Source organism: Polycladidibacter stylochi, from assembly GCF_001562055.1.
GTDB classification, from domain to species: Bacteria; Pseudomonadota; Alphaproteobacteria; order Rhizobiales; family Stappiaceae; genus Pseudovibrio; species Pseudovibrio stylochi.
Genome location: NZ_LLWE01000040.1, coordinates 73621 through 96985, shown reverse-complemented (window position 1 = coordinate 96985; position 23365 = coordinate 73621). Strand labels below are relative to the sequence as shown.

Sequence of the window (23365 nt, the reverse complement as noted above, 5' to 3'; positions counted from 1 at the left end):
CGGGGGCTTCTTTTTAGCTATTTGAGGCAGCGAGGAGGGCGGTATTGCCGCCAGCTGCCGTGGTATCAACACACAAGTGGCGCTCATGGTAATACAACGCGTTTTGGCCCCGTTCGCAGATCAAGGGCAGTATCGGGCCTTGGCGTTGGGCCATGGTTTGCCGCAGTGCCTTTTGGGTTGTGTTATCGGCAAAGCTGGCAATAGCTGCAAAGCCTGTGGCCTGTTTCAAGGCTTTTTCGGTTGGGTTTGCGACTTCAAACACCACGGGTGCTTTGAGCTCTTGCAGCTTACCCCCTAATGTTTGCGCATGTTCGCCTAGCAAAACCACGGCATTCCCCGCTGCAAGGGCTAGGGCCGCTTGATGTTGCAGGCTTTCTTCATCCGGTCCCATACAGATGATAGTTCCTTTTGCATGGCGACTGAGTTGGTTTAACTCGCCTGTGGGACCGGGCATGATTTGCAGCGTGTTGGTGCTGATCTCCTCGATAGACTGCTTTTCAGCGGGCAGTAGAGCGCATAGCTCTTGCCGGTTTTCCGGTATCATGATCCATTGATCCTGATTGTTCATGGATGAAGCAAGGGCAGTGAGACGGGCTGAGCCAATGCTTTTGTTTTCAAGCTGCGTGTTTGTTGCAGGCGTATGAGGCGCTGCTTGCGGTTTAAAGAAGCGCTGCAAGTAGTTGGGGCCGCCTGCCTTAGGGCCAGTGCCGGAAAGCCCTTCACCGCCGAATGGCTGGGAGCCGACAACGGCGCCAATCTGGTTGCGATTGATATAGGTATTCCCGACTTTTATGGTACGCACCGCTTGCTCGACGCGGCTGTCAACGCGGGTGTGCATGCCAAATGTCAAACCGTAGCCTTTGGCATTAATATCGCTCAGAACCTTATTTAAGTCTTTGGCTTTAAAGGTGGCGATATGCAGCACAGGGCCGAAAATCTCTTCCTCTAGTTCAGCAATGGAATCGAGACGAATAACAGCGGGGGCCACATAGGTGCCCGTTTGCGCCAGCTGCTCAGGTATTTCAAGCTGTTTTAAGAGCTTGTCTTGCTCTTTATAGCGTTGGCAATGGACCCTGATTTTTTCTTGGGCAGCTTGATCAATCACCGGTCCGACATCGGTGTTCAAGTTAACCGGATCACCCAGTTGTAATTCATCCATAGCCCCGAACAGCATCTTGCTAAACGGTTCGAGCACATCCTCTTGAATATAGAGCATGCGCAGGGCGGAGCAGCGTTGGCCCGCACTTTGGAAACTAGAGGCTATTATATCGCGAATGGCTTGCTCGGGCAGGGCGGTGGAATCAACAATCATGGCGTTGAGGCCGCCCGTTTCGGCAATGAGCGGAGCATCAGCAGCCATGGCTTCGGCCATGCTCTGGTTTATTTTTTGTGCGGTTTGGGTCGAGCCGGTAAACACCACGCCGTCTAGCAATGGGGACTTGGTGAGCTGTGCGCCCACATCTGCCCCGCCGGGCAAGAGCTGCAGAGCTTTTGCAGGTATGCCAGCTTCTAACATCAGCTTGGTGGCAAGCGCGGCGATGAGCGGGGTTTGCGGTGCCGGTTTGGCAAGCACACAATTACCAGCGGCTAGTGCTGCCAGAATTTGACCTGAGAATATGGCAAGCGGGAAGTTCCATGGGGAGATGCACAGGATAGTACCGCGTGCGGCTAAGTCAGGGTGCTCACAGCTCAAGCGTTCCAGCTCTGCCGCGTAGTAGCGGGCGAAATCAACGGCCTCGCGCAGTTCATTGATTGCATCCATATGGGTTTTGCCAGCCTCTTGAGTGAGGAGAGCGAAAATTTGTGCGGCGTTTTCTTCCAGCAGGTCGGCGTAGTTTTCAAGGGCTTCGACCCTTTGTTGTGGTGTGGTTTGCGCCCATTGCGGCGCGAAGTCTTTGGCGCTTTGTAATGCGCTGGTTATGTGCGCTTCTTGTGCCTCAATGCAATGGCCAATGATATGCTCGTTATGCGCCGGATTGCATACGGGTTGTTTTGTGGTGTTGGGGCTTGTCGTTTCATTTGCAACGATTGCCTCGGCAAACCACTGGTGGTTGGCGTAGTTTTGCTGGTGGCGCTGCCAGTCGCGGCGTTGACGGCTATCGGCAATATCAAAACCACGGGCATTCAAGCGGCGTTCACCAAACAACATAGGCGGCAAAGGAATGTTTGGGTTGGCAACATCCGGTTTGAGCTGCTCAACAAGTTCTAGCGGGTCTGTAGCTATTTCTTCGGCACTGACTGCTTCGTCACGGATTTGATGGACAAACGAGCTGTTAGCGCCGTTTTCCAGCAGACGGCGCACTAGGTAGGCGAGCAAATCGCGGTGTGCGCCTACAGGGGCATATATTCGGCAGCGGGTACCGTGTGTTTCTTTGGCAAGCTGATGCAGAGCCTCGCCCATGCCATGCAGCCGCTGGAACTCGTAGTTGGTTATGTTGTTGGCGCTGGCGAATTGTTGTATAGCGGTCACAGTCTGGGCGTTATGTGTGGCGAATTGCGGGTAGATAACATCGCCCATGCCGAGCAGCTTTTGTGCGCATGCCAGATAGGAAAGATCGGTGTTCACCTTGCGGGTGAAAACAGGGTAGCTGCCCAAGCCCAGTGTTTGGGCGCGTTTGATTTCACTATCCCAGTAAGCTCCCTTTACCAAGCGCAGGGTAATTTTACGCTGGTGGGCTTTGGCGCACTCATAGACCCAATCAATCACCGGTGCGGCGCGCGGACCAAAGGCTTGAACCACAACGCCAAATCCTTCCCAGTTTTTCAAGGAGGGGTGGGCGATCAGGGCTTCGATGATATCAAGGGAAAGTTCGAGTCTATCGGCCTCTTCAGCATCTATATTCAGGCCAATACCTGAAGACTTGGCAAGAGCGGCCAAGGAGAGCACGCGGGGGAATAGTTCATCCATCACCCGTTGTTTATTGGTGATCTCATAACGAGGGTGAAGCGCACTGAGTTTCACAGAGATACCGGGATTATCGTGTATGGAAACGTGATTGGCCTGACGGGCGAGGGCGGTGATGGCGCGGGTATATTCCAGATGGTAGCGCTTGGCGTCGTCCTCGGTTTGCGCTGCTTCCCCCAGCATGTCATAGGAATAGGTAAAGCCTTCTTTCTCTAACTGTGTCGCATTCTTGATCGCTTCATGGATGGAACGTCCCAAAACAAACTGGCTGCCCAGCTCTTTCATGGCTTGACCGACAGCGGTGCGCAGCACAGGTTCGCCCATACGCTTGAGCATGGTACGCAAGGTGGAAGCGAGTGTTTGTTGTTGCGGCTGTAGCAATTTACCCGTGAGGAACAAGGCCCATGTGGAGGCATTGACTAATGACGAGCTGGCTTTGCCCAGATGTTCACCCCACGCGCTTGGGGCAATTTTATCGGCAATTAACGCGTCTACTGTGCAGGTATCTGGCACCCGCAACAATGCTTCGGCAAGGCACATGAGTGCAATACCTTCTTGAGTGGAGAGGCCGTATTCACCTAGGAAGCTTTCCATCATGGTGGGTTGGGTGGTGGTGCGTAGCTTGGTGACCAGATCAACGGTTTTACTGCGTATTCCTTCAGCCATTGAGGTCGGCATCTGAAGGGCGGATGCCAGTTCCATGACACAACTGTGTTCGTCTACCAGATAGTAATCGCTTACTTTTTGGCGTAGTTTTTCCAGATGCCGCTGCTGATCAACCATTGTCGCTCCCACAATTTATATTTTTACTGTTGCGCCCAATTCATCCGTTTTTAGTTCTTGCCGATGAGGTTTAGGGTAAATACTTAAAAATCCTAGCGCAAATACTCTAGGAAAACTCTCCATAATTATTCTAGAAAAAGACGATAGAACCAAATAAAGTGATATTTTTAGAGAAGGAGACTTTGTGAGGTTTGGTGTCTAGTGAATTAGATGGATTTGATCATAAAATACTTGCATGTCTCAAACGTGAAGGCCGGATGACAATTACCGACTTGGCGCGACATGTGGGGCTATCCAAAACCCCTTGTCAGGCGCGGGTAAAACGATTGGAGCGTGATGGCTTTATTTTGGGCTATCAAGCTATTCTCAGCCATGAAAAGTTGGGTGCAGGGCATATCGCGTTTATTCAGGTGACGCTCTCAAGCACGCGGCATGAAGCGCTTGAGGCGTTTAACAAAGCCGTTCGGCAAATATCAGAGGTAGAACAATGCCACATGACAGCGGGCGGCTTTGATTACCTTTTGAAAATTCGCACCAAGGATATTTCCAGCTATCGGCGGGTTTTGGGCGAGAAGCTCTCGAGTTTGCCGCATGTGGCACATACATCAACATTTGTTTGTATGGAATCGGTTATTGATAGCGGTATGAACGAATAGGTGTGCACAGAAGCTAAATAACCGGGTGCAACAGGTAACGAGCCTCACTGCCATATGTTGCTAGTTTTTGTTGGAATTGGGGATTATCAACCAGTGTTGGTACAAGGCCCATAGCGGTGGCAGTTTTAAATCCCTGATTAAACCAAAAGGGAACTGCTTGCTCAACAGAAACCAGTGCAATTAGGTCTAACTGTTCATTTTGGGCCAAAGCCATTACATGCGAAATCGCTTGCTTGGCAGCACCTTGACCGCGAATTTTCGGCGCAAGTGCCAAATCATGCAGAAAATAACAGTCTGGTTTTACAGGAATGGCATCAATTCGGCGGTTCAAATTGGGTATACAGCCTATCTTCCAGGGGTGCGAGAGCATATAACCGACGATTTCGTCTTGCTCGGAGGCGCACAGTACTTTGCAGCCCTTGGGATAGAGCTGCAATTTGCGTTCTATGCTGGCTTTATCCTCGGGTAAATCTGGGTAGATCGCTGCCATCATCGCGATAACTTGCGGCAGATGCTGTGCTTGCATCGGCTGCCATTGCCACTGTGTTTTACTGGTACTAGCCATGGAGCTGATTCTCGCTGTGTTAAACTGCAATACTCAGGCTGATGATAATCAAAAGTCCCAGTAAAACAAAGGGCACAACCATGAATTTTAACCAGCGATCATAGGGCACATGGGCAATGGCCAGACCACCAATAACCACGGCTGAAGTTGGGGTGATGAGATTTACTAGGCCACTGGCAGATTGATAGGCCGTGACCACCAGATTGGTCGCAACGTCGGAGAACGAGGCGAGGGGGGCTAATATGGGCATGGTGAGTACAGCAAGCCCAGAAGTAGACGGCACGAGGAAAGATAACATAAACTCGATGGCAAACATCAGGTTGATAAAAGCGATTTTGCCTGTGCCTTCCAGAGCGCCGGCTGACCAGCTCAGCAGTGTATCGGTGATGGAGCCGGCGTCCATGATAACAACTATTCCACGTGCCAAGCCCACAATAAGGGCAACACCAAGTAGTTCTTGTGCCCCTTCAATAAAGGTGGAGACGAATTTATGATCGCCCATGCGGTCAATCAAGCCGATAAGTAAGGCAGAGGCAAAGAACAAAGTCGACATTTCGCCCATCCACCAGCCTAAGCGTGAGGTGCCAAGTACCAGCAGAGCAAAGGTGAGCGCAAAGATAACGAGTATTACCTTACGGCGTAAGGTAAGATCAGCGGCGTGGTGCTGGCCTTCCTTTAGCTCAAGATCGTCGAGATCTTCGCCTAAAAAATGCTGCTCAATTTGCTGCTTTTTATCATAGACCAGCGATAGTTCAGGTATGCGCTTAATTTTGTTTGCATAATGCATCACCCAACCGGCACAAATGGCAAAGCCTATGAAAAGCAACAGGAAGCGTAACCAAATGCCGTCAGTAAAAGGAATACCTGCTGCATTGGAAGCAATGACGGTTGCAAACGGGTTTATGGTGGAGGCCAGTGCGCCAATGCCTGCGCCTAGAATAAGAATAGCAGCGCCGACAAGGCTGTCATAACCCGCCCTTAGCATAACCGGCACAATAAGGGCATAAAAGGCTAATGTCTCTTCTGCCATGCCGAAAATGGTACCTCCGGCGGCAAAGCATGCCATTAAAATAGGTATCATATAGCTCTCGCGCCCTTGCAAGCGGGCAAGAACTTTAGTGAGCCCTGCGTCTAATGCTCCGGTTTTGGTGACAACCCCTAAAAAACCACCAATCATCAGCACAAATATGGAAATATCGATGGCCCGCGCCTCATAAGAAACAGGGTCATATAGTCCGGCAATGGGTGCCATAAGCACGTCCAATAGCCCTTGCGGGGAGGGGGCTATTTCATGGTAGGAGCCTGGTACAGGAACTTGCTTATTAAGTGCTTCATTGGTGACGCGCTCGTAGGTCCCAGCTGGCACCAACCACGTGGCTACGGCTGCCAAAATGATTAAAAAGAAGAGAATTGCGTAGGCGGAGGGGAATTTTATTTTTTTCATCACAGGAGGTATTTGCTTTATTGTTATTTGGACCGCGCCTTTTAGCACTGATCGAATTCTGGTTTGTTATTCTTGTTCGTTTAGGGCAAGAGTCTTAGTGAGGAGTTACTCAACTCTGGTTTGTAGTTATCGCTCTTGCCCTATGATGAGTTAAGGGTATTCTTTAGTCAATCAAATCGAATTGATATTTAAGAAAATTGCAAAGGGCTATTGTCAAGCGCAAGTTGCTCTTGCTGCCATACGTTGGCAAAATGAAAAGGCTCATCCGTCGTTATTTGGTCTACACCAGCGCTAATGAGATTAAAGAAATCCTCCTCAGCATTATCGTTGCCACTATTAAGGGTCCAAGCATCCACCTTGTAACCAAGGTCTTGAAAGCGCTTCACAAGGTTATCTTGCCAAAGCAGGCTTAAAAGGATGAAGGGGTAAAAAAGGTAAATTGTTGAAGCGTTTTGTGCTGATTTCTGAGTACTATCAACAAACTGAGTTATTCCGTCAGAGTTATCTAATAGGTACGAATAGTCTCGGCAAGGATCATATCCAGCTTCCAGGCCGGGTACTGCCATGGCCAATCTGCTGACAGCCAAGTCATCTTCACCGCTAATGATAATGTGGTTTTTAATAGGATCAACGGCATGCGCGAAGCCGGCGATGTCTCGCTCTGTTAGCTCGTAATTCCTCGTTTTCAAGTCAAGTTGTATGAGCGCACCATCTGCCACATTGCTACCGGCAATGATAGCTTGCAAATCATCTAGCAAGAGTAGTGGGTGTTCTGTTATTTCCCCAGAGCTATCTTTAAGCCAGTTTTGCTTTAACTTATGCTTTGAAGCAGTCGAAACCAAGCCCGTCGCGGATGTTTCGCTCTCAAGTGTGGCATCGTGCAATATAGCAAAACCGCCTTCAGCATGCTTACGTAAATCAACTTCAAGAGAGGCACCTAAAGTTAGGCCGATTTCGATCGCCTGCTTTGTAAACGGTGTTTCCTGCGGAAACCGGCGGGCTGAGTGCCACTTTAAGCGCACCATATGGTTGTTAGCAGATAAGTCTGTTTTGATATTCTGGCTTTGTTCAATAAGAGTTTGTATGGTCATTTCACAGATCAATTTAAAATTCGAATATGGAAAGACGATACAATATTTTATTTTACAAAACCAGATTATAATTATGTCATTGATAGTAATATTTCGAGTAGTTTATCATGATTATAAATATTATTGTTATTTTTATCAGCTATATTTTGTATGATTAGTTGTATTCCTTCGTTTTTTAACTCGTTAATATTATAATTAATTTCTTGTGATTGATCTATTATTACAAAATTGAGCAATTTGGAGGTTGGGGTATTGGTCCCGGCATCTTTTCTAAGTTGTTGTAAGAGCTTATGAATGCACTCCATAGGACTTAAGCCTGTTTGTTCTGGGTCATCACCAAGATTGGGTATGTAGACTTTTGCATTTGGTGCTTTGGCTATTGCGCTACCAACCCCACGGGGGAGTAAGTTGGCCATCAAGGAACTATGAAAGCTACCGGGTGGATAACATATGAGATCGGCTCCATTTATGAGTCGTGCCTTTTTCGGGCTAATATCAACACTAACGGGCTCATGACTATCAAGCGAACGGGTAAGATAAGTCTCGGAAATTCTTTGACACAATGGAGAAACTTCTTTCCCCGTCATATTGTGCTGGCCAACAACTATACTGCCATCTTCCAATTTGGCCGCTAAGTGAAGGCGTGCATTGACTGTGGCTGTCACGGTTCCCAGAGTATTTACCAGCTTGGAGAAGAGAAAAAGAATAGGCTCAAGCTTTTGGTTATTGTTGAGATAGCCGCCCGCGAGTATCAGATTGCCAATACTGGCGCCTCTAAGGTCAAAATGGCTAGGCATGGCATCTAAGAAAAAATCTAGCTGGTTAATGATTATGTCCCGCATGGGATTGGGAACTTGATTAATGAGCGGGTGTTGCTCGGAAACCATATCTGTTAGAACCGCTTTCAACTCATCTTGTGATGCGTTTTTGGCTAGGCGGTGCGTAAAAAGGGCAAGGGTTTCGGGGTGACCATTAAGTGTTTCATCCGCCAGTGCCATGAGTCTGGAGCGCAAATCGCCAATTGCAGGCATTCCAAAGGTGCTGCGTAACTTCGCTGAAGAGCCTCCACTGTCAAATGGCGTAATAAGATGTATCGTGTTGTGGCTATACCTTTTTAGCGCTTTGGAAAGCGGGTTAAGCGCTGTACCTCCACTAAAAAACAAAATGCGTGGGCCCATCTCCGGTAAACGCTCATATCGTGCAATGCGTAAGGGATCAGGTAGTGTAAGGCCTCTGGTAATTTGCATTTTGCTTCTTTTCTCAATTGAACAAGACCACGGTGTTATTGGGTATATAAAGCGAAGATAGCCTATCGGTAATTGATAATTCACTTAACTGGCAATCTTTGGGTGAACAAATTGCCGCGTTTTGCAGAATTTTTCTGATTCTACTTCTTTTCTGTTGTGTTTCATGTTCATTAGGTTGCTAATTAACAAATCCAACCCATCCTCAAACTATAAATAGATGGGAAGAAGAACGCTAAAGGTAATGTGAATGCTAGAGTCCTCGGTTGGTACTTGTGAGTGGCAAGGTGTTGATGGTTTTACATCGATCCCTCATGCGCTTTTGAAAAACATCACAAACCAAAGTGAACAGCCCGCCTACTATATTCGTGGTGAACACGAATGGGAAATGACCAACTGGGCAGAGTATGGCGCACAGGTACGCCAGGCGGCACGGGCCTTAATTGCCTTGGGGGTTCATCAGGGCGATAGTATTTGCATTTTAAGTTATAACCGTCCTGAATGGACAATTCTCGATATGGCAGCGATGATGATCGGTGTCATACCTACAGGCATATACTGGACTGCCGCAGTACACGAAATAAGCTATATACTACGCCACTCGCAAGCCAAGTTGTTGATGATCGAGAATGCCGATCAACTACACGAAGTTGAAGCATGTGCGGAATCCACCCGATATTTACGACATGTAGTTCGCTTGGATGGCGAAGTTGAAAGCTCACGCCAAACAAGTTGGGATGCATTCATGGCGCTGGGCGTGAAGACGCCGGAGCTGGAACATGAGCTTGAACGACGGCTTGGCGAAATTGTAGCTGAAGATATTGCGGTCCAGATTTACACATCGGGCACAACGGGTAATCCCAAGGCGGTGCAACTATCGCATCGTGCGCTGCGGGCTGAGTCCGATGGCCTGCGGAAAGTACAGCCGCTCGGGCCGGATGATCGATACATATCGTACTTGCCTATGGCACATGTTGCCGAGCAAGCAGGCACAATTGTACAAGCTAGCGATAATGGCTATCCGGTTTATTATGCCCGTTCTATACAGGAGTTAGGCACTCATTTAGCAGAGGTTCGCCCTACAGTCATTTTCGGCGTGCCGCGTATCTATGAAAAAATCATGGAGAAGCTGCAAGAAAAAATGGCGCAAGCAACTGGTATACAAGGCGTATTGCTGCAATGGGCCATGGGGGTAGGGCTACGGGCAAATACATTTTCTTGTCAGGGGCAGGCGATGCCTGCTTGGTTGCGGCTGCAAAAGAAAATTGCCAATAAGCTGATACTTGGCAAGATCAAAGAGCGGTTAGGGCTGGATCAGGCAAAAATTATCATCAGTGGTGGTGCGCCGTTGTCACGGCGCGTTTTGGATTTCTTCCTCAGTATCGACCTCCTGATTTGCGAGGTCTACGGGCAATCGGAGAATTGTGGCGGTGCGACGATTAATCGGCCTGGGCAAGCGCGGTTGGGGTCCGTTGGCCAACCTCTAGAGGGGGTAGAAATCAAAATTGCTGAAGATGGCGAGGTGCTGTGCCGAGCGGCCACCAATTTCACCGGTTATGCGCATGATCCAGATGCAACCGATGAAATGCTGCGTGATGGCTGGTTATATAGTGGCGATTTAGGATATTTGGACGATGATGGCTATCTGTTTATTACCGGTCGTAAGAAAGAATTGATTATTACCTCGGGTGGTAAAAACATTAGCCCTCTTTCCATCGAGAGAGGTTTGATGGAGATTCCACTCGTTGAATATGCTGTTGTGGCTGGTAACAATCGCAATTATCTCACCGCATTGTTGTCGCTAGATAAGGCCTTGTTGGATAAATTTTGCCATAAGCACGGCATAGAACCCCAAAACATTCATAATAGTGCGGCCTTAAAAGAGCACCTACAAACCGGGATAGACAGGGTAAATGCGGCCCATTCTAAAGTAGAGCATATTCGCAAATATAAAGTAATGCAGACCGGCTTTTCGGTGGACTGTGGCGAACTAACACCAACCCTGAAAGTACGACGACGAAAAGTGTTGCAAAATCATGAAGCGCTAGTCGATGCTCTTTACGATGGCTCCTCGTGATAAAGAGCCGTGTTTCGTCACGGCTCTTATTTATAACTTTGTAGCGATTTCTTAAAGAAGCTGGCTTAGTTTCATGGCTAAGCTCATGTCTCCGGTGACTTTGAGTTTACCTTGCATAAAGGCAGCGGTTGGATTGAGATCGCCGGACACCAAGGCTTCCAAGTCTTCTTTTGAAAGTTCGATAGTACATTCGGCTTCTTGGTCATTCGTGGTAACTGCGTTGCCATCAATAACCAGAACGCCGTCATCGCCACAGTCGAATTTAATTGTGCTGTCAAAGCCCGCTGCTTCCACACGCGATTGAATGCCAGATTGAATAGCTTCTAAAGACATAAATGGCCCCTCCTTTTCGAAGAATCACTCGGGCGGCGAGTGGTCCTTTGCGGGATATCGTTTACGTTAAGGTTAAACCTATTGTTTGCGCGCAACGCTGTAAAGCCTAGTCGCGAGAGTTGAACTGCTACCTTTGGTGTATGTGGCAATGCAAATAACGAATAAAAGGTCTTTACTGATTGCAATGATATTCTGGCTACTACGATAAAACAAAGAGTGGTTTAAAACTATGCCATTGACCGTTACCTTCTCTCTATATAATGGGGGGCTATGAGTACTGTATCGCAGCCGCAAACGAATAACTTTGTTTATAATCCACCGCTCTCCCCGTATCTTACGGTGATTTTTCAAGACGAAGATTTACTCGTTTTGGACAAACAGGCTGGGCTCTTGAGTGTACCTGGCAAAGCGGCAGAGCATAAAGACTGCTTGGAAACCCGTGCACAGCAACAGTTTACTGATGCGACCACGGTGCATCGGCTGGATATGGACACATCGGGTGTGATGGTGATGGCGCGTAATAAAGCAGCGCATCGTCACTTAGGGCTACAGTTTGAAAAACGCTATACTCACAAAACGTATTATGCGCGTGTCTGGGGGCAGATGCAGGCCGAGGAAGGCATTGTGGACCTACCCTTGCGCTGCGATTGGCCTAACCGCCCCAAACAAATGGTAGATCACGCGCTGGGCCGTCAAGCTATAACACATTACAAAGTATTGGCACGAGAAACGCAGACTACATTTGTGGAGTTGAAACCGGTAACGGGCCGATCTCATCAATTAAGGGTACATATGCTAGCACTCGGGCACCCTATCGTGGGTGATCGGTTCTACGCGACAGGTTCGGCACTTTCTTTTAGCTCCAGGTTGCAGCTGCATGCAGGCGAGTTAAGTTTTCGCCATCCGGTGGGCGGTTCTGAGTTGCGATTCTCGTCTAAATGCCCGTTTTAGTCGTAGACTTATCTTTGTTATCCCCTGCCCAATGAATTTCCTATAGCAAAATACGTAGGAATTGAGGGTAAATTCATCAAAATTTCATGGTGATATACAAGTGTTGGGTGCGGCATTGCGCTGCATCTATTTTGAAATTTTGTTAGATGTCCTCTAATTCTTCAGAAAATTACAACTTTTTATGACAGATTGCCGCATAAAGTTATCGATATCATAACAAGATTAAGAGAAATATCTTGAGTTTCTTAAACAGTTGTATGCGCTTGCATAGTATATCAAGTTATATACCATGAGATATTTATGTATTAATCGATTGAATTTAAAGGAAAAAAATCAAAATTTTGGATGCGGTTAAATATTCACTCTGCGTTACTTTGTTGTGTGTTGGAATAAATTGGTGTGGTTATTATCTAATTCAGTGATATGGCAGAGAATAAGATGACACATCTCTCATATATCTACAGTTTTTGATTTGAATCAACTAGGAAAAAGGAAAATAGCACCTATATTAAGCCAGCCAGAACAACAAAGCACCATGTAATAGGTGCTAATATGACAAGTTTGTAACATAATTTGTCGGTTCTCCAAGTGGAAGTCGACCTTATGGAGGTGGGAATGCCTGTCACGAATAAAGCAGAACTTGATGCCCTAGTGGCGCGAGTTACTAAAGCTCAGAAAATCTATGCAGAATATACTCAAGAGCAAGTGGATAAAATTTTCCGCGCTGCTGCTCTTGCCGCTGCTGACAACCGTATTCCTTTAGCACAAAAAGCCGTTGAAGAATCCGGCATGGGCGTAATGGAAGACAAGGTTATTAAGAACCAGTTTGCTTCCGAATATATTTACAACAAATATAAAGACGAAAAGACCTGCGGTATCCTTTGCGAAGATGACAACTTCGGTACAATCACTATTGCCGAGCCAACAGGTGTTATCTGCGGTATTGTTCCAACAACAAACCCGACTTCTACCGCTATCTTTAAAGCCCTGATCGCTTTGAAAACCCGTAACGGTATTATCTTCAGCCCGCACCCACGTGCGAAAATGGCCACCAATGAAGCAGCTCGCATCGTGCTTGAAGCAGCTATTGAAGCCGGCGCTCCAAAAGACATCATCGGTTGGATCGATACACCATCTGTTGAGCTGTCCGAAGGCTTGATGAAGCATGACGGTATTAACCTGATCCTTGCAACCGGTGGTCCGGGCATGGTGAAGGCAGCGTACTCTTCCGGTAAGCCTGCTATCGGTGTTGGCGCTGGTAATACACCTGTTGTTGTTGACGAATATGCCGACGTGAAGCGCGTTGTTGCTTCAGTGTTGATGTCTAAAACATTCGATAACGGCGTTATCTGTGCTTCTGAACAGTCTGTGATTGTTGTTGACGAAGTATACGAGCAAGTTAAAGAGCGTTTTGCTAGCCACAAAGGTTACATCCTGCAAGGTAAAGAGCTGAGTGCTGTTCAGAAAATCCTTCTGAACGACAAAGGTGCTCTGAACGCTGCCATCGTTGGCCAGTCTGCCTACAAGATTGCCGAACTGGCTGGTGTAAAAGTACCTTTCGACACCAAGATCCTGATCGGCGAAGTTTCCGACGTGACCGAAGCAGAGCCATTTGCGCACGAAAAGCTGTCGCCAACTCTGGCAATGTACCGCGCGAAAAACTTTGATGACGCTTGTACCAAAGCTGAAGCACTGGTTGCACTTGGCGGTATTGGCCACACATCTGTGTTCTACACCGATCAAGACCGCTGTGTTGAGCGTGTGAAAGAATTCGGTGCACGGATGAAAACTGCCCGTATCTTGATCAACTCACCAGCTGCACATGGCGGCATCGGCGATCTCTACAACTTCTCGCTGGCTCCATCCCTGACACTGGGTTGTGGTTCTTGGGGTGGTAACTCCATCTCTGAAAACGTTGGTCCTAAGCACTTGATCAACCGTAAAACAGTTGCGAAGAGGGCTGAAAACATGCTGTGGCACAAACTGCCTGAATCCATCTACTTCCGTCGTGGTTGTTTGCCAATTGCTCTTGAAGACCTTAAAGGGGCCGAACGTGCATTGGTTGTTACAGATAGCTTCCTGTTCAAAAACGGTTATGCCGATGAAACAATTGCTATCCTGAAAAGCCTCGGCATGGAAACAGACGTTTTCTACGATGTGGAAGCCGATCCGACTTTGACACAGGTTCGCAAAGCTGCCGACCTTTGCCATACCTTCAAGCCAGACTTGATTGTGGCCATCGGTGGTGGTTCGCCAATGGATGCGGCGAAAATCATGTGGGTGATGTATGAACACCCAGATGTTGACTTTGCCGACTTGGCGTTGCGCTTCATGGATATCCGCAAGCGTATCTACAAGTTCCCGAAAATGGGTCAAAAAGCGAAACTGGTTGCTATTCCAACCACTTCCGGTACCGGTTCTGAAGTTACACCGTTCGCGGTTGTTACCGACGACGCCACCGGCATGAAGTACCCAATCGCTGACTACGAGCTGACACCAAACATGGCGATTGTTGATGCCAATCTGGTTATGAACATGCCGAAGTCCTTGACAGCGTTTGGTGGTATCGATGCGATCACTCACGCGACAGAAGCCTATGTTTCTGTTCTGGCCAACGAATACTCTGACGGTCAAGCGTTGCAAGCGCTGAAACTGCTCAAAGAAAACCTCGTAGACAGCTACAAGCTGGGTGCAGATGCGCCGGTTGCTCGTGAGAAAGTGCACAATGGTGCGACCCTTGCCGGTGTGGCTTTTGCCAACGCTTTCCTGGGTGTTTGTCACTCTATCGCTCACAAAGTCGGTGCTGCGTTCCACGTACCACACGGTTTGGCCAATGCGATGCTGATTTCCAACGTGGTTCGCTACAACGCAAACGACAACCCAACCAAGCAGACAGCGTTCTCCCAGTACGACCGTCCGCATGCCAAGTGTCGTTATGCTGAAATTGCCGATCACCTTGGTCTGACTGCTGCTGGTGACAACAATGATGCTAAAGTAACCAAGTTGATTGCATGGATGGACAGCGTCAAGAAAGAGCTCGACATTCCAGCAGGCTTCAAGGATCTGGGTATCCCAGAAGAAAAATTCCTTGCTGAAGTTGACAAGGTTGCTGTGGAAGCATTCGATGACCAGTGTACCGGTGCCAACCCACGCTACCCACTTATTCGCGAAATCAAGCAGCTGTTGATGGATGCTTACTATGGCCGCGATTATGTTGAAGTTGTCAATCCAGAGGCTGAAGCTGCACCAAAAGCTGCTGCGCCAAAGGAAGAGAAAAAAGCTAAAACCTCTGCATAAGCCAAGTTAGAAGCTTAAAAAGCCCCGGATCAGAAATGGTCCGGGGCTTTTTGCTTGTTTTATTGAGTAGTTCAATTGAAACTGGAAGTGATACACTCTTTTAGTGTTAAGAACTGTCGTTTCTACCGCCAAGTATTTATAGGTTGTGAGTGTATACGTACTCTTCGCCAATACCCCAACAAAGCGGGGCAAAAGCCAGTGCGGCTTTTGCCCTTTGCCGGTCCGCCACGGGGAAATGGCGGGCGGTTCATGTCATTCAGCTATTGTTAGTCCAGTGTGCGTTTTGAGCGCGATAATGCAAGCAACGCAAATAAGATTACAAAGACAAATAGAACTTGCAGCTCACCGGCCACTTGTGGCAGCTGGGCTCCTTTCAGCATGACAGCGCGGATTATGCGGATAAAATGGGTGAGGGGCAGGGCTTCGCCGATATATTGCGCCCATACAGGCATGCCACGGAAGGGGAACATAAAGCCTGAGAGCAGGATACTTGGTAGAAACGAGAGTATCATTAGTTGCATAGCCTGCATCTGCGATTTGGCAATGGTGGAGAAGAAGTATCCAAGCAAGACCAGAGCCAGCACAAAGACCATTGTTGATAGTAACAGCAAGGTTAGACTGCCAACAAAAGGGACACCAAACAATAGCTTTCCCGCACTCAGAATAATGGTTACCTGTATGGCACCCAACAGCAGATAGGGAGTTATTTTACCGAGCATGATCTCGGCGGCATTTGCTGGCATGGCCAGTAAATTCTCCATTGTACCACGCTCTTGTTCGCGCGTGAGCGAGAGGGACGTCATCAATACCATGGTCATTTGCATGATTACGCCTAACAGGCCGGGAACGGTGTTGTACTGGCTAATGCCCTCAGGATTATATCGGCGATGCACAATAATATTAAGGCGTTGCTCTTGTGCCAGTTTTAACGATGCTTCTTCGCCATTAACACGCGAAAGTGCTTCGTTCGCAAGGTTCATCAGGGCTGTAACAGCGCCAGAAGTCGCTGCAGGATCGGTGGCGTCGGCACTAACCAGTATTGAAGGCTTATCTTTGCGTTGGATACGGGCTGATAAATCGGAGGGAATAGTCACCACAAAGGTGACATCGCCTTTTATCATCAGGCTATCGGCTTGCTTGGCTGAAACGCCAATGTATTCAAACTCATAGTAATCCGAGACCTCAAGAGCGGTCACAATTGCCCGCGTATAAGGGTCATTACTGGTGTAAACCAATGCTGTAGGCAGGCCGTGTGGGTCACTATTTATCGCGTAACCAAAAAGGATAAGCTGAATAATAGGAACCCCAAGTATCATGGCAAAGGTGATACGGTCTCTTTTGGCCTGGATGAATTCCTTGGTAAACATGGCCCAGAAACGGGAGAGAGAGAAGAACTTGTTCATTGCATATTGTCCTTGCTGTCGGACATGAACTTGATAAAGACGTCTTCTAGTGTGGTTTCGCCTTTTTCAATGCTAAGAGTATGGCCATGGCAGATGTCGCTCACAGCGCGCCGAAGTTTTTGCGTGTCTTTACCGACAATATGTAGTGTTGCACCGAACGGTGCGACCTGCTCGATATCGGAATGCTCGGCGAGCTGTTTGGCAAGCTTTGCGCTTGTATCCCCTTTAACGACCAGAGTTTGCAAGCCGGAGCCTTCAATAACCTGCTCAACGGTGCCTTGTGCCAGCATGTTGCCATAGGCGATGTAACTGATACGATGGCAGCGCTCGGCCTCGTCCATATAGTGGGTTGAAACCAGTACGGTCATACCTTCGGCGGCAAATTCGTGTATTTCATCCCAAAATTCTCGTCGAGCTTTGGGGTCAACACCTGCTGTGGGTTCATCAAGTAGCAGTAATTTTGGTTTGTGCATGGTGCAGGCCGCTAATGCAAGGCGTTGTTTCCAGCCGCCAGATAAAGCGCCTGCCAATTGTTTACGTCTGCTGTAAAGCCCAAGCGATTTTAATGTTGCTTCAACATATTCCTTTAACGGACGCAAATGATAAAGTCGGGCCACGAATGCGAGGTTTTCTTCGATACTTAAATCATCGTAGAACGAAAACTTCTGGGTCATATAGCCCACTTCGCGCTTGATTTTCAGCCGCTCTTTAATCAAGTCATAGCCAAGTACAGTGCCTGAGCCTTCATTTGGAGTAAGTAGGCCACACATCATGCGAATGCTGGTGGTTTTACCCGAGCCGTTTGGCCCTAAAAAGCCGACAATCTCGCCTTTTTTAACCTGCATGGAGATGTGGTTGACTACGGTGTTGGCACCAAATTTCTTGGTAAGATTTTGTACGTCAATGGCGTTAGTGTGGCTCATGGTTTTTCTCCAGTGCCACGTCTACTATCTGCCCGGGTTTTAATGTGTTGGCTGCATCGATTGGTTTTGCTTCCACCAAAAATACAAGTTCCTGTCGGTTTTCTAATGAGTAAATGACAGGGGGCGTAAATTCGGGTCCATCTGCAACGTAAGAAACGCTGGCGTATAAACCGTTTTGGCAAGACGAGCAGTTAACACGCAATTTACTGCCAATAGAAATGGTGCTGAATTTTTCTTCGGGTACATATAGATTTAGCTTCACCGCTCCTTTCGGTAGCATAGAAACTACCGGGGCTGTCGGGCTGGCAATTTCGCCTTGACGATGTATGACATCGAAGATTTTACCATCAGCTGGTGCAGTGATTGTACGCTCTTGCAAGCGCCACTTTGTGCGCGCTAAACGGGCGCTTGCGCGTTCCAGCGAGCTTTGGGCCGCTTTGATCTGGTTTTTTCGTGCTGGAAGAGTGGCTACAACCAGTTGAGCTTTCAGCTCTTCCAACCTTGCCGCTGCCATGTCGTAATCAGTCTGGGCTTTTTCTAGAGTTGCCTTAGACATTACATCTCGTTGAAATAACCCCTCTTGGCGGTGTAATACCCGCTGGCGTTCGGCAAGCAGCGCTTTGGCTGAGTTTATCGAAGCCTCCAAAACAGCTATTTCTTCATCTCTTTTGCCAAGCTTCAAATTGTCAAGTTGGGCCTGCGCTTCATTGACGGCTGCTTGTGCTTCGTTGAGATCATTTTCAACATCATCTGTTTCTAAGCGGGCAATAATGTCACCCTTGCGCACTGTTTGGCCGCGATGGACAAGCACCTGTTTGATTTCAGCAGGTTCTACCGGGGCTAAGCGGGCATATTCACCTTCTACATAACCGGTCGCCAAAGGGGCAGGGGGGGTACAGGCGGAAAACAGGCTTGCGACCAGGGGTAAACTACATAGGATGGACATGGCTACTCTCCCCGCGCTGCTTTAATAGAAGCGCGAATATTGCTACATACAGTTTGGCGAATTTGTTCGCGCTCTTCTTCGCCGATTTGTTCCCACTCTAGGGTGGTTAAAACGACATAGCTGGCGACTTTAAAATAGAGAACCTGACCAATAAGCCCCATCACTGTGAGGTAAGACTGCTGCGAACCAATGGGGAGCTCTGCTGCCCGGGCATAGTAAGCAGCAGCCAGGTTGAGGTTAGGACTGATAAATTCTTGATATATTTTTGCAATCGCTGGTGATTGCTCACGAACTTCACGTAGAACGAAATTGACGAATATTTGTGAATGTTTGCTGCCTAACATGAAGAGTATCATCCGCCCAACCATATCCATTAGGGATTGCTCGGCTTCTTCGGCGGTCATTTTACCGATTTCTTCTGGTGGGCATGGGGGGCGATTGTTGACATTGGAACGTGCCAGAACAATGAGATAATCGGCACATGAATTGTAAAGCCCCTGTTTACCCCCAAAGTGATAGGCAATAGACGATATATTTGCTTGTGCCATATCGGCAATATCGCGTGTGGTGGTTTCGGCATAACCTTTGCTGCTAAACAGCGAAAGAGCAGACATAATCAGGGATTTCTTTGTTCGACCCGCGGAAGTTTTTGGGTGAATAAGTTCCTGTGTGTTTTGCATCGCTCGTCCAAACTCCCACTGCCCTTTAGGGGGCACTACCCTTTTGATTCATATGTTGTAATATATTCTAGTTCAATCACACGATTAAATCAATCGATTGATTTAATCGTGTGATTGAACTTATTAAGATAATTTCTACAACTAAGTTCTTGTTTGATATTATTAATTGAGGTTTAGAGTGATTGGCGACGTCGTGTAGTTGCTAATACTTACTGCTAGAAACAAAAAAGGGCGATGCAAATGCATCGCCCTAATAAAGACAATCAGGTTCAACTATTATCTTAGTTCTTACTGTTGTACTCTGTTTTATGCAGTTTACGCTCAGTATAAAGGCCGGAAATAAGCGAGTATGTGGCCAGTATCAAGATAATCGCAAACGGGAAACCGGTAGAAACCGATAGTGCTTGGAGTGCTGATAACCCCCCTCCCATTAGTAGGGCAATTGCCACGAGCCCAACCAGTGAGGCCCAGAAAATACGCTGTGGTGTTGGTGTGTTGACCTTACCGCCTGCTGTCATTGTATCAATAACAATAGAGCCTGAGTCGGAAGAGGTAACAAAGAAAACAACCACCAGTGAAATGCCCACAAATGATGTGATGCCGGTTAATGGCAAGTCTTTCAGCATTTCAAAGAGCTGTAGTTCAAGTGGTGCTTTTGCAATAGCATCCACACCTTCATGGACAATCAGATTGATTGCTGTTTCGCCGAATGTAGTCATCCAAAGTACAGAAACCAAAGATGGGATCAACAAAACGCAGGTAATAAATTCACGTACCGAACGACCACGGCTAATACGAGCAATAAACATACCTACAAATGGTGACCAGGATATCCACCAAGCCCAATAGAAGGAGGTCCAGCCTTCCATGAAGTTGGTGTCGGTCCGGCCAATAGGGTTGGCGAGAGCTGGCAAATACTCAACATATGCTTGGATGTTATCGACGAAACCGCCCAGTATTGTTAGGGTTGGGCCTGCTATAATAACAAACAACAAAAGCGCTGCGGCGATTACCATATTTATTTCTGAAAGCCGTTTCACACCGGCGTCCATACCTGCAATCACTGATGTTAGCGCAATACCGGAAATGGCAACAATAAGCAGAACACGGGTTACGTTGTTAACCGGAACGCCAAAGAGGAAGTTAAGTCCGGCATTGGCTTGTTCTGCGCCAATACCAAGCGAAGTTGCGAGACCCGACATAGTGGCGAAAACAGCTAGAATATCAATGACATGACCTGGCCAACCCCAGATTTTCTCTCCAAATATCGGATAGAAAACCGACCGCATGGTAAGGGGTAGGCCTTTATTGTAGGCAAAAAGGGCAAGAGATAAGCCAACAATAGCGTATACGGCCCAAGGGTGTAACGACCAATGGAAAATTGTCGCTGCCATTCCAAGGCGAATGGCTTCGACTTCATTTCCAGCTGCGGCTCCAAGAGGCGCCCAGTCGGAGCCGCTCATGGACGTCGAGTAATGCGAGATAGGCTCTGATACACCGTAGAATACAAGGCCGATGCCCATACCGGCAGCAAACAACATGGAAAACCATGCGGTGTACGAATAGTCTGGTGTTGCTTTACTGCCACCAATACGCACCTTGCCAAGCGGGCTGATGATTAAGCCGAGGCAGGCGACGACAAAGATATTGCCCGCAGTCAAGAAAAACCAGGCGAACGAGGATGTCAGCCAGGAGCGTAAGCTGCTGAAGACAGGCCCGATCTCGCTGTTGAAGAGGAGGGTTATCGCAACAAAAATAGTGATAACCAGAGCGGAAATAGCAAAAACCGGATTATGAATGTCTAAGCCATAGCCGGCGATTTCTGGCGTAATATTATCTTGTCCGACTTCATAGTCGGTGTCGATTATGGCAGTCTTCCCTTCCGGGGCGGGAATGGCTTCTGCGTCAGTTATATCAGTCATCCTGTACCTGTTCGCAATGCACCACAGCTTGCAACTAGTGTTACAAACTACGAGAGCATAGAATCTATGCATTTTGTCCAAGGCTGGGGTAGTAGCCACAGGGTGTGGCTGCAAAAAAGGCATATTTGCTGGCGATGCGCGATACGCAAGCATCGTTATACGAGCAATCTTGGGTCTTCTCGGACAGGTAGTCCAAACCGCTATGCCAACCGCCGGTAAAGTGATGGGATATCGCTTTAACCTCGGGCCATATGTAAGGCGCTAGGCCTATTATTGAAGCTGTAGTTGTTATCTAGGGCTTTAGCCCGAAAAATACAGCTGGTGAGAGTAGCTAGTATATTGCTACGGGCATGTTGTAATTCATATTACGCGGCTCGGTCAACCTTAAGAAAAAATAAATTATCAGTTATACTTAGTATATATTCGTATGTCTTAGGGTTAGGAATTTTGATTTTGTTTACGCTATAAATTATTGAAAATAATGGAATTCTGGGATTAATGTATCCTCCGTCTTTTCAAGCATTGCTCCAGTTAATTGTACAATAAAATTAATGTATAACAGTTTAAATGGTGGCGAAACTACTAATTGGTTTTAGCTCTGTTTGGCTCGAATGATGAGTATATTAACATCTCTGTGTTTTAAATGATTCACCGTTTTGCATTGCTTATCTATTATTATGTTCTTGCTTGCAGGAGAAAATGCGATGGAAAAGCGTGCCGTTGTCGTTGGCGGACTTGGTGGGATTGGTTCTGCTATTGTTAAGCAGTTAAAATCTTACCCATCATGTTTAAATACAGTGCATGAGCAGTCAAACATTTGTCGTTTTTCATGGCATGTTGCAGCAACTTCCCGGCAATTGAAACAGCAAGAAAGTGAGAGTTTGGCTGATGAAATCATACCGTTGGAGCTGACAAGCGAAGAGAGTATTGCCCAAGCAAGCCTGCATCTTCAAAGAAGCGGTAAGATTGACCTATGTGTTGTGGCAACGGGGGTATTGCAAACAGAACAAATTAGAGCCGAAAAGTGCCTAAATGATCTTACTGAAGAAAATCTCAAGCATGTACTGGCGGTTAATGCAGTTGGCCCGGCATTGGTATTAAAACACTTTGCGCCGCTGCTGAATTACAATCAAACGCCTATAATGGCTTTTATATCAGCGCGAGTGGGCAGTATCTCCGATAATCAACTCGGGGGATGGTATAGTTATCGTATGTCCAAAGCCGCATTAAATATGCTGGTACGTTGCGCAAATATTGAACTGCAACGCCGGCATAAACACTCAGTCATGGTGGTGGGGCTGCACCCTGGTACAGTCGAAACTCCGCTGTCAGCACCGTTTGCCCGATCGATACCAAAGGATAAGCTTTTTACAGCCGATTACGCTGCTGCACACCTGTTGAATTGCCTTGAGCATCTGACAGCAGAGGATGGCGGCAATTGTTTTGCCTATGATGGTTCGTTGATTGAAGCCTAGCTTAGTTTAGGTGCAGTTGGTCACATGGCGCTTTGGGGCGCAAAAAGCTATTATATTGAAACTATAACAGTTTAAGAAGTTGAAGTTTGATGTCTGAAACTCCCCATTTACCAATTGCGGCGATTGGTTTTAATGAAACCCAATGGGTTGATCCTGTGCTAGAAGCTGTGGCGATACACGTGCAAGCCATGGGCGGGCGTGTTGTCGGAGTATTACAAAGTGAAGTGGAAACAGAGGGTTGCTGCGGGGATATGTATTTGCGCTCCCTATCGAGCAAATACACCTCAATGATATCGCAAAGCCTTGGTTCTGGCTCGCGCGGGTGTCGGCTGGATCCCCATGCTTTGGCGGAGGTTAATATGGAGCTGATGCGCGAGCTGGCAAAGGGAGCTGATTTGGTTATCGTCAATCGCTTTGGTAAAGGCGAGTCCGAGGGGCGCGGGCTTCGTAATGTTATTGAAGCAGCATTGGAGGCCGAAATACCGGTTCTATGTGGGTTAAAGGACACCTACAAAGAGGACTTTAAGGATTATGTCGGCGATATGGCGACAATTCTGGACATGAATAATGATGGAGCTTGTGCATGGGCTGAAGGTGTTATCCCCGCCCGCCGTTTATTGCAAGCGATGTGATTAAATCCATTCTCAACGTCAGAAGGGCTCATGATGAG

General features: G+C 47.6%; 17 protein-coding genes. 6 read left to right on the top strand and 11 right to left on the bottom strand.

The window, feature by feature from the left end:
• Positions 1-13: 13 nt before the first annotated feature.
• A complete protein-coding gene (gene putA, locus AYK67_RS15110) occupies positions 14-3688 on the bottom strand; it encodes a bifunctional proline dehydrogenase/L-glutamate gamma-semialdehyde dehydrogenase PutA (protein WP_068088692.1) in 3675 nt (1224 codons plus the stop codon).
• A gap of 191 nt (positions 3689-3879) precedes the next feature.
• Between putA and AYK67_RS15105 the strand changes: the two genes are divergently transcribed.
• Positions 3880-4344 carry an Lrp/AsnC family transcriptional regulator gene (locus AYK67_RS15105; protein WP_068088690.1) on the top strand — a complete coding sequence of 155 codons (465 nt, stop codon included), beginning with the start codon at positions 3880-3882 and terminating at the stop codon, positions 4342-4344.
• Between the two features lie 13 nt (positions 4345-4357).
• Here AYK67_RS15105 and AYK67_RS15100 read toward each other — a convergent pair whose 3' ends face one another.
• The 4 genes from AYK67_RS15100 to AYK67_RS15085 form a co-directional block, all read right to left on the bottom strand.
• Positions 4358-4909 carry a GNAT family N-acetyltransferase gene (locus tag AYK67_RS15100; protein WP_068088686.1) on the bottom strand — a complete coding sequence of 184 codons (552 nt, stop codon included), beginning with the start codon at positions 4907-4909 and terminating at the stop codon, positions 4358-4360.
• 19 nt (positions 4910-4928) lie between these two features.
• Entirely contained in the window at positions 4929-6353 is a 1425-nt protein-coding gene (locus AYK67_RS15095; RefSeq protein ID WP_068088683.1) for a YfcC family protein, read from the bottom strand.
• A gap of 188 nt (positions 6354-6541) precedes the next feature.
• Positions 6542-7444 (bottom strand): glycerophosphodiester phosphodiesterase, encoded by a 903-nt coding sequence (locus tag AYK67_RS15090; RefSeq protein ID WP_068088680.1) that lies wholly within the window; start codon positions 7442-7444, stop codon positions 6542-6544.
• A gap of 71 nt (positions 7445-7515) precedes the next feature.
• Positions 7516-8691 (bottom strand): GAK system CofD-like protein, encoded by a 1176-nt coding sequence (locus AYK67_RS15085; RefSeq protein ID WP_068088677.1) that lies wholly within the window; start codon positions 8689-8691, stop codon positions 7516-7518.
• A gap of 247 nt (positions 8692-8938) precedes the next feature.
• Between AYK67_RS15085 and AYK67_RS15080 the strand changes: the two genes are divergently transcribed.
• Positions 8939-10765, top strand: a complete 1827-nt coding sequence (locus AYK67_RS15080) for an AMP-dependent synthetase/ligase (protein ID WP_068088674.1) — start codon at positions 8939-8941, stop codon at positions 10763-10765.
• A 51-nt stretch (positions 10766-10816) separates the two neighbouring features.
• Here the strand turns inward: AYK67_RS15080 and AYK67_RS15075 are convergent, their stop codons facing one another.
• Positions 10817-11098 (bottom strand): SCP2 sterol-binding domain-containing protein, encoded by a 282-nt coding sequence (locus tag AYK67_RS15075; protein WP_068088669.1) that lies wholly within the window; start codon positions 11096-11098, stop codon positions 10817-10819.
• A 270-nt stretch (positions 11099-11368) separates the two neighbouring features.
• On the opposite strand from AYK67_RS15075, the gene AYK67_RS15070 reads away from it, so the two are divergent.
• A complete protein-coding gene (locus tag AYK67_RS15070) occupies positions 11369-12049 on the top strand; it encodes an RluA family pseudouridine synthase (RefSeq protein ID WP_068088665.1) in 681 nt (226 codons plus the stop codon).
• A gap of 615 nt (positions 12050-12664) precedes the next feature.
• Positions 12665-15346 (top strand): bifunctional acetaldehyde-CoA/alcohol dehydrogenase, encoded by a 2682-nt coding sequence (adhE, locus tag AYK67_RS15065; RefSeq protein ID WP_068088662.1) that lies wholly within the window; start codon positions 12665-12667, stop codon positions 15344-15346.
• Between the two features lie 266 nt (positions 15347-15612).
• On the opposite strand, the gene AYK67_RS15060 is transcribed toward adhE, so the two are convergent.
• The 5 genes from AYK67_RS15060 to AYK67_RS15040 all read right to left on the bottom strand — a co-directional run bounded on the left by AYK67_RS15060 (position 15613) and on the right by AYK67_RS15040 (position 21220).
• Entirely contained in the window at positions 15613-16749 is a 1137-nt protein-coding gene (locus AYK67_RS15060; protein WP_068088658.1) for an ABC transporter permease, read from the bottom strand.
• The gene (locus AYK67_RS15055) at positions 16746-17672 is read right to left on the bottom strand and encodes an ABC transporter ATP-binding protein (protein WP_068088656.1); all 927 of its coding nucleotides are present in this window, start codon (positions 17670-17672) and stop codon (positions 16746-16748) included. The genes AYK67_RS15060 and AYK67_RS15055 overlap by 4 nt, the downstream gene beginning before the upstream one ends.
• Positions 17659-18618 (bottom strand): HlyD family secretion protein, encoded by a 960-nt coding sequence (locus AYK67_RS15050; RefSeq protein ID WP_068088651.1) that lies wholly within the window; start codon positions 18616-18618, stop codon positions 17659-17661. Before AYK67_RS15050 ends, AYK67_RS15055 begins: the two co-directional genes overlap by 14 nt.
• 2 nt (positions 18619-18620) lie before the next feature.
• Complete coding sequence (locus AYK67_RS15045; RefSeq protein ID WP_068088648.1) at positions 18621-19298, bottom strand: CerR family C-terminal domain-containing protein; 678 nt, start codon at positions 19296-19298, stop codon at positions 18621-18623.
• Positions 19299-19579: 281 nt separating this feature from the next.
• Positions 19580-21220 carry a BCCT family transporter gene (locus AYK67_RS15040; protein WP_068088645.1) on the bottom strand — a complete coding sequence of 547 codons (1641 nt, stop codon included), beginning with the start codon at positions 21218-21220 and terminating at the stop codon, positions 19580-19582.
• A gap of 704 nt (positions 21221-21924) precedes the next feature.
• Here AYK67_RS15040 and AYK67_RS15035 point away from each other — a divergent pair.
• Both AYK67_RS15035 and AYK67_RS15030 read left to right on the top strand, forming a co-directional pair.
• Positions 21925-22695: an SDR family NAD(P)-dependent oxidoreductase gene (locus AYK67_RS15035; protein ID WP_068088643.1), complete on the top strand. Its 771-nt coding sequence runs from the start codon at positions 21925-21927 to the stop codon at positions 22693-22695.
• Positions 22696-22784: 89 nt separating this feature from the next.
• A complete protein-coding gene (locus AYK67_RS15030) occupies positions 22785-23327 on the top strand; it encodes a DUF2478 domain-containing protein (protein ID WP_068088639.1) in 543 nt (180 codons plus the stop codon).
• The last annotated feature ends 38 nt before the right edge of the window (positions 23328-23365 follow it).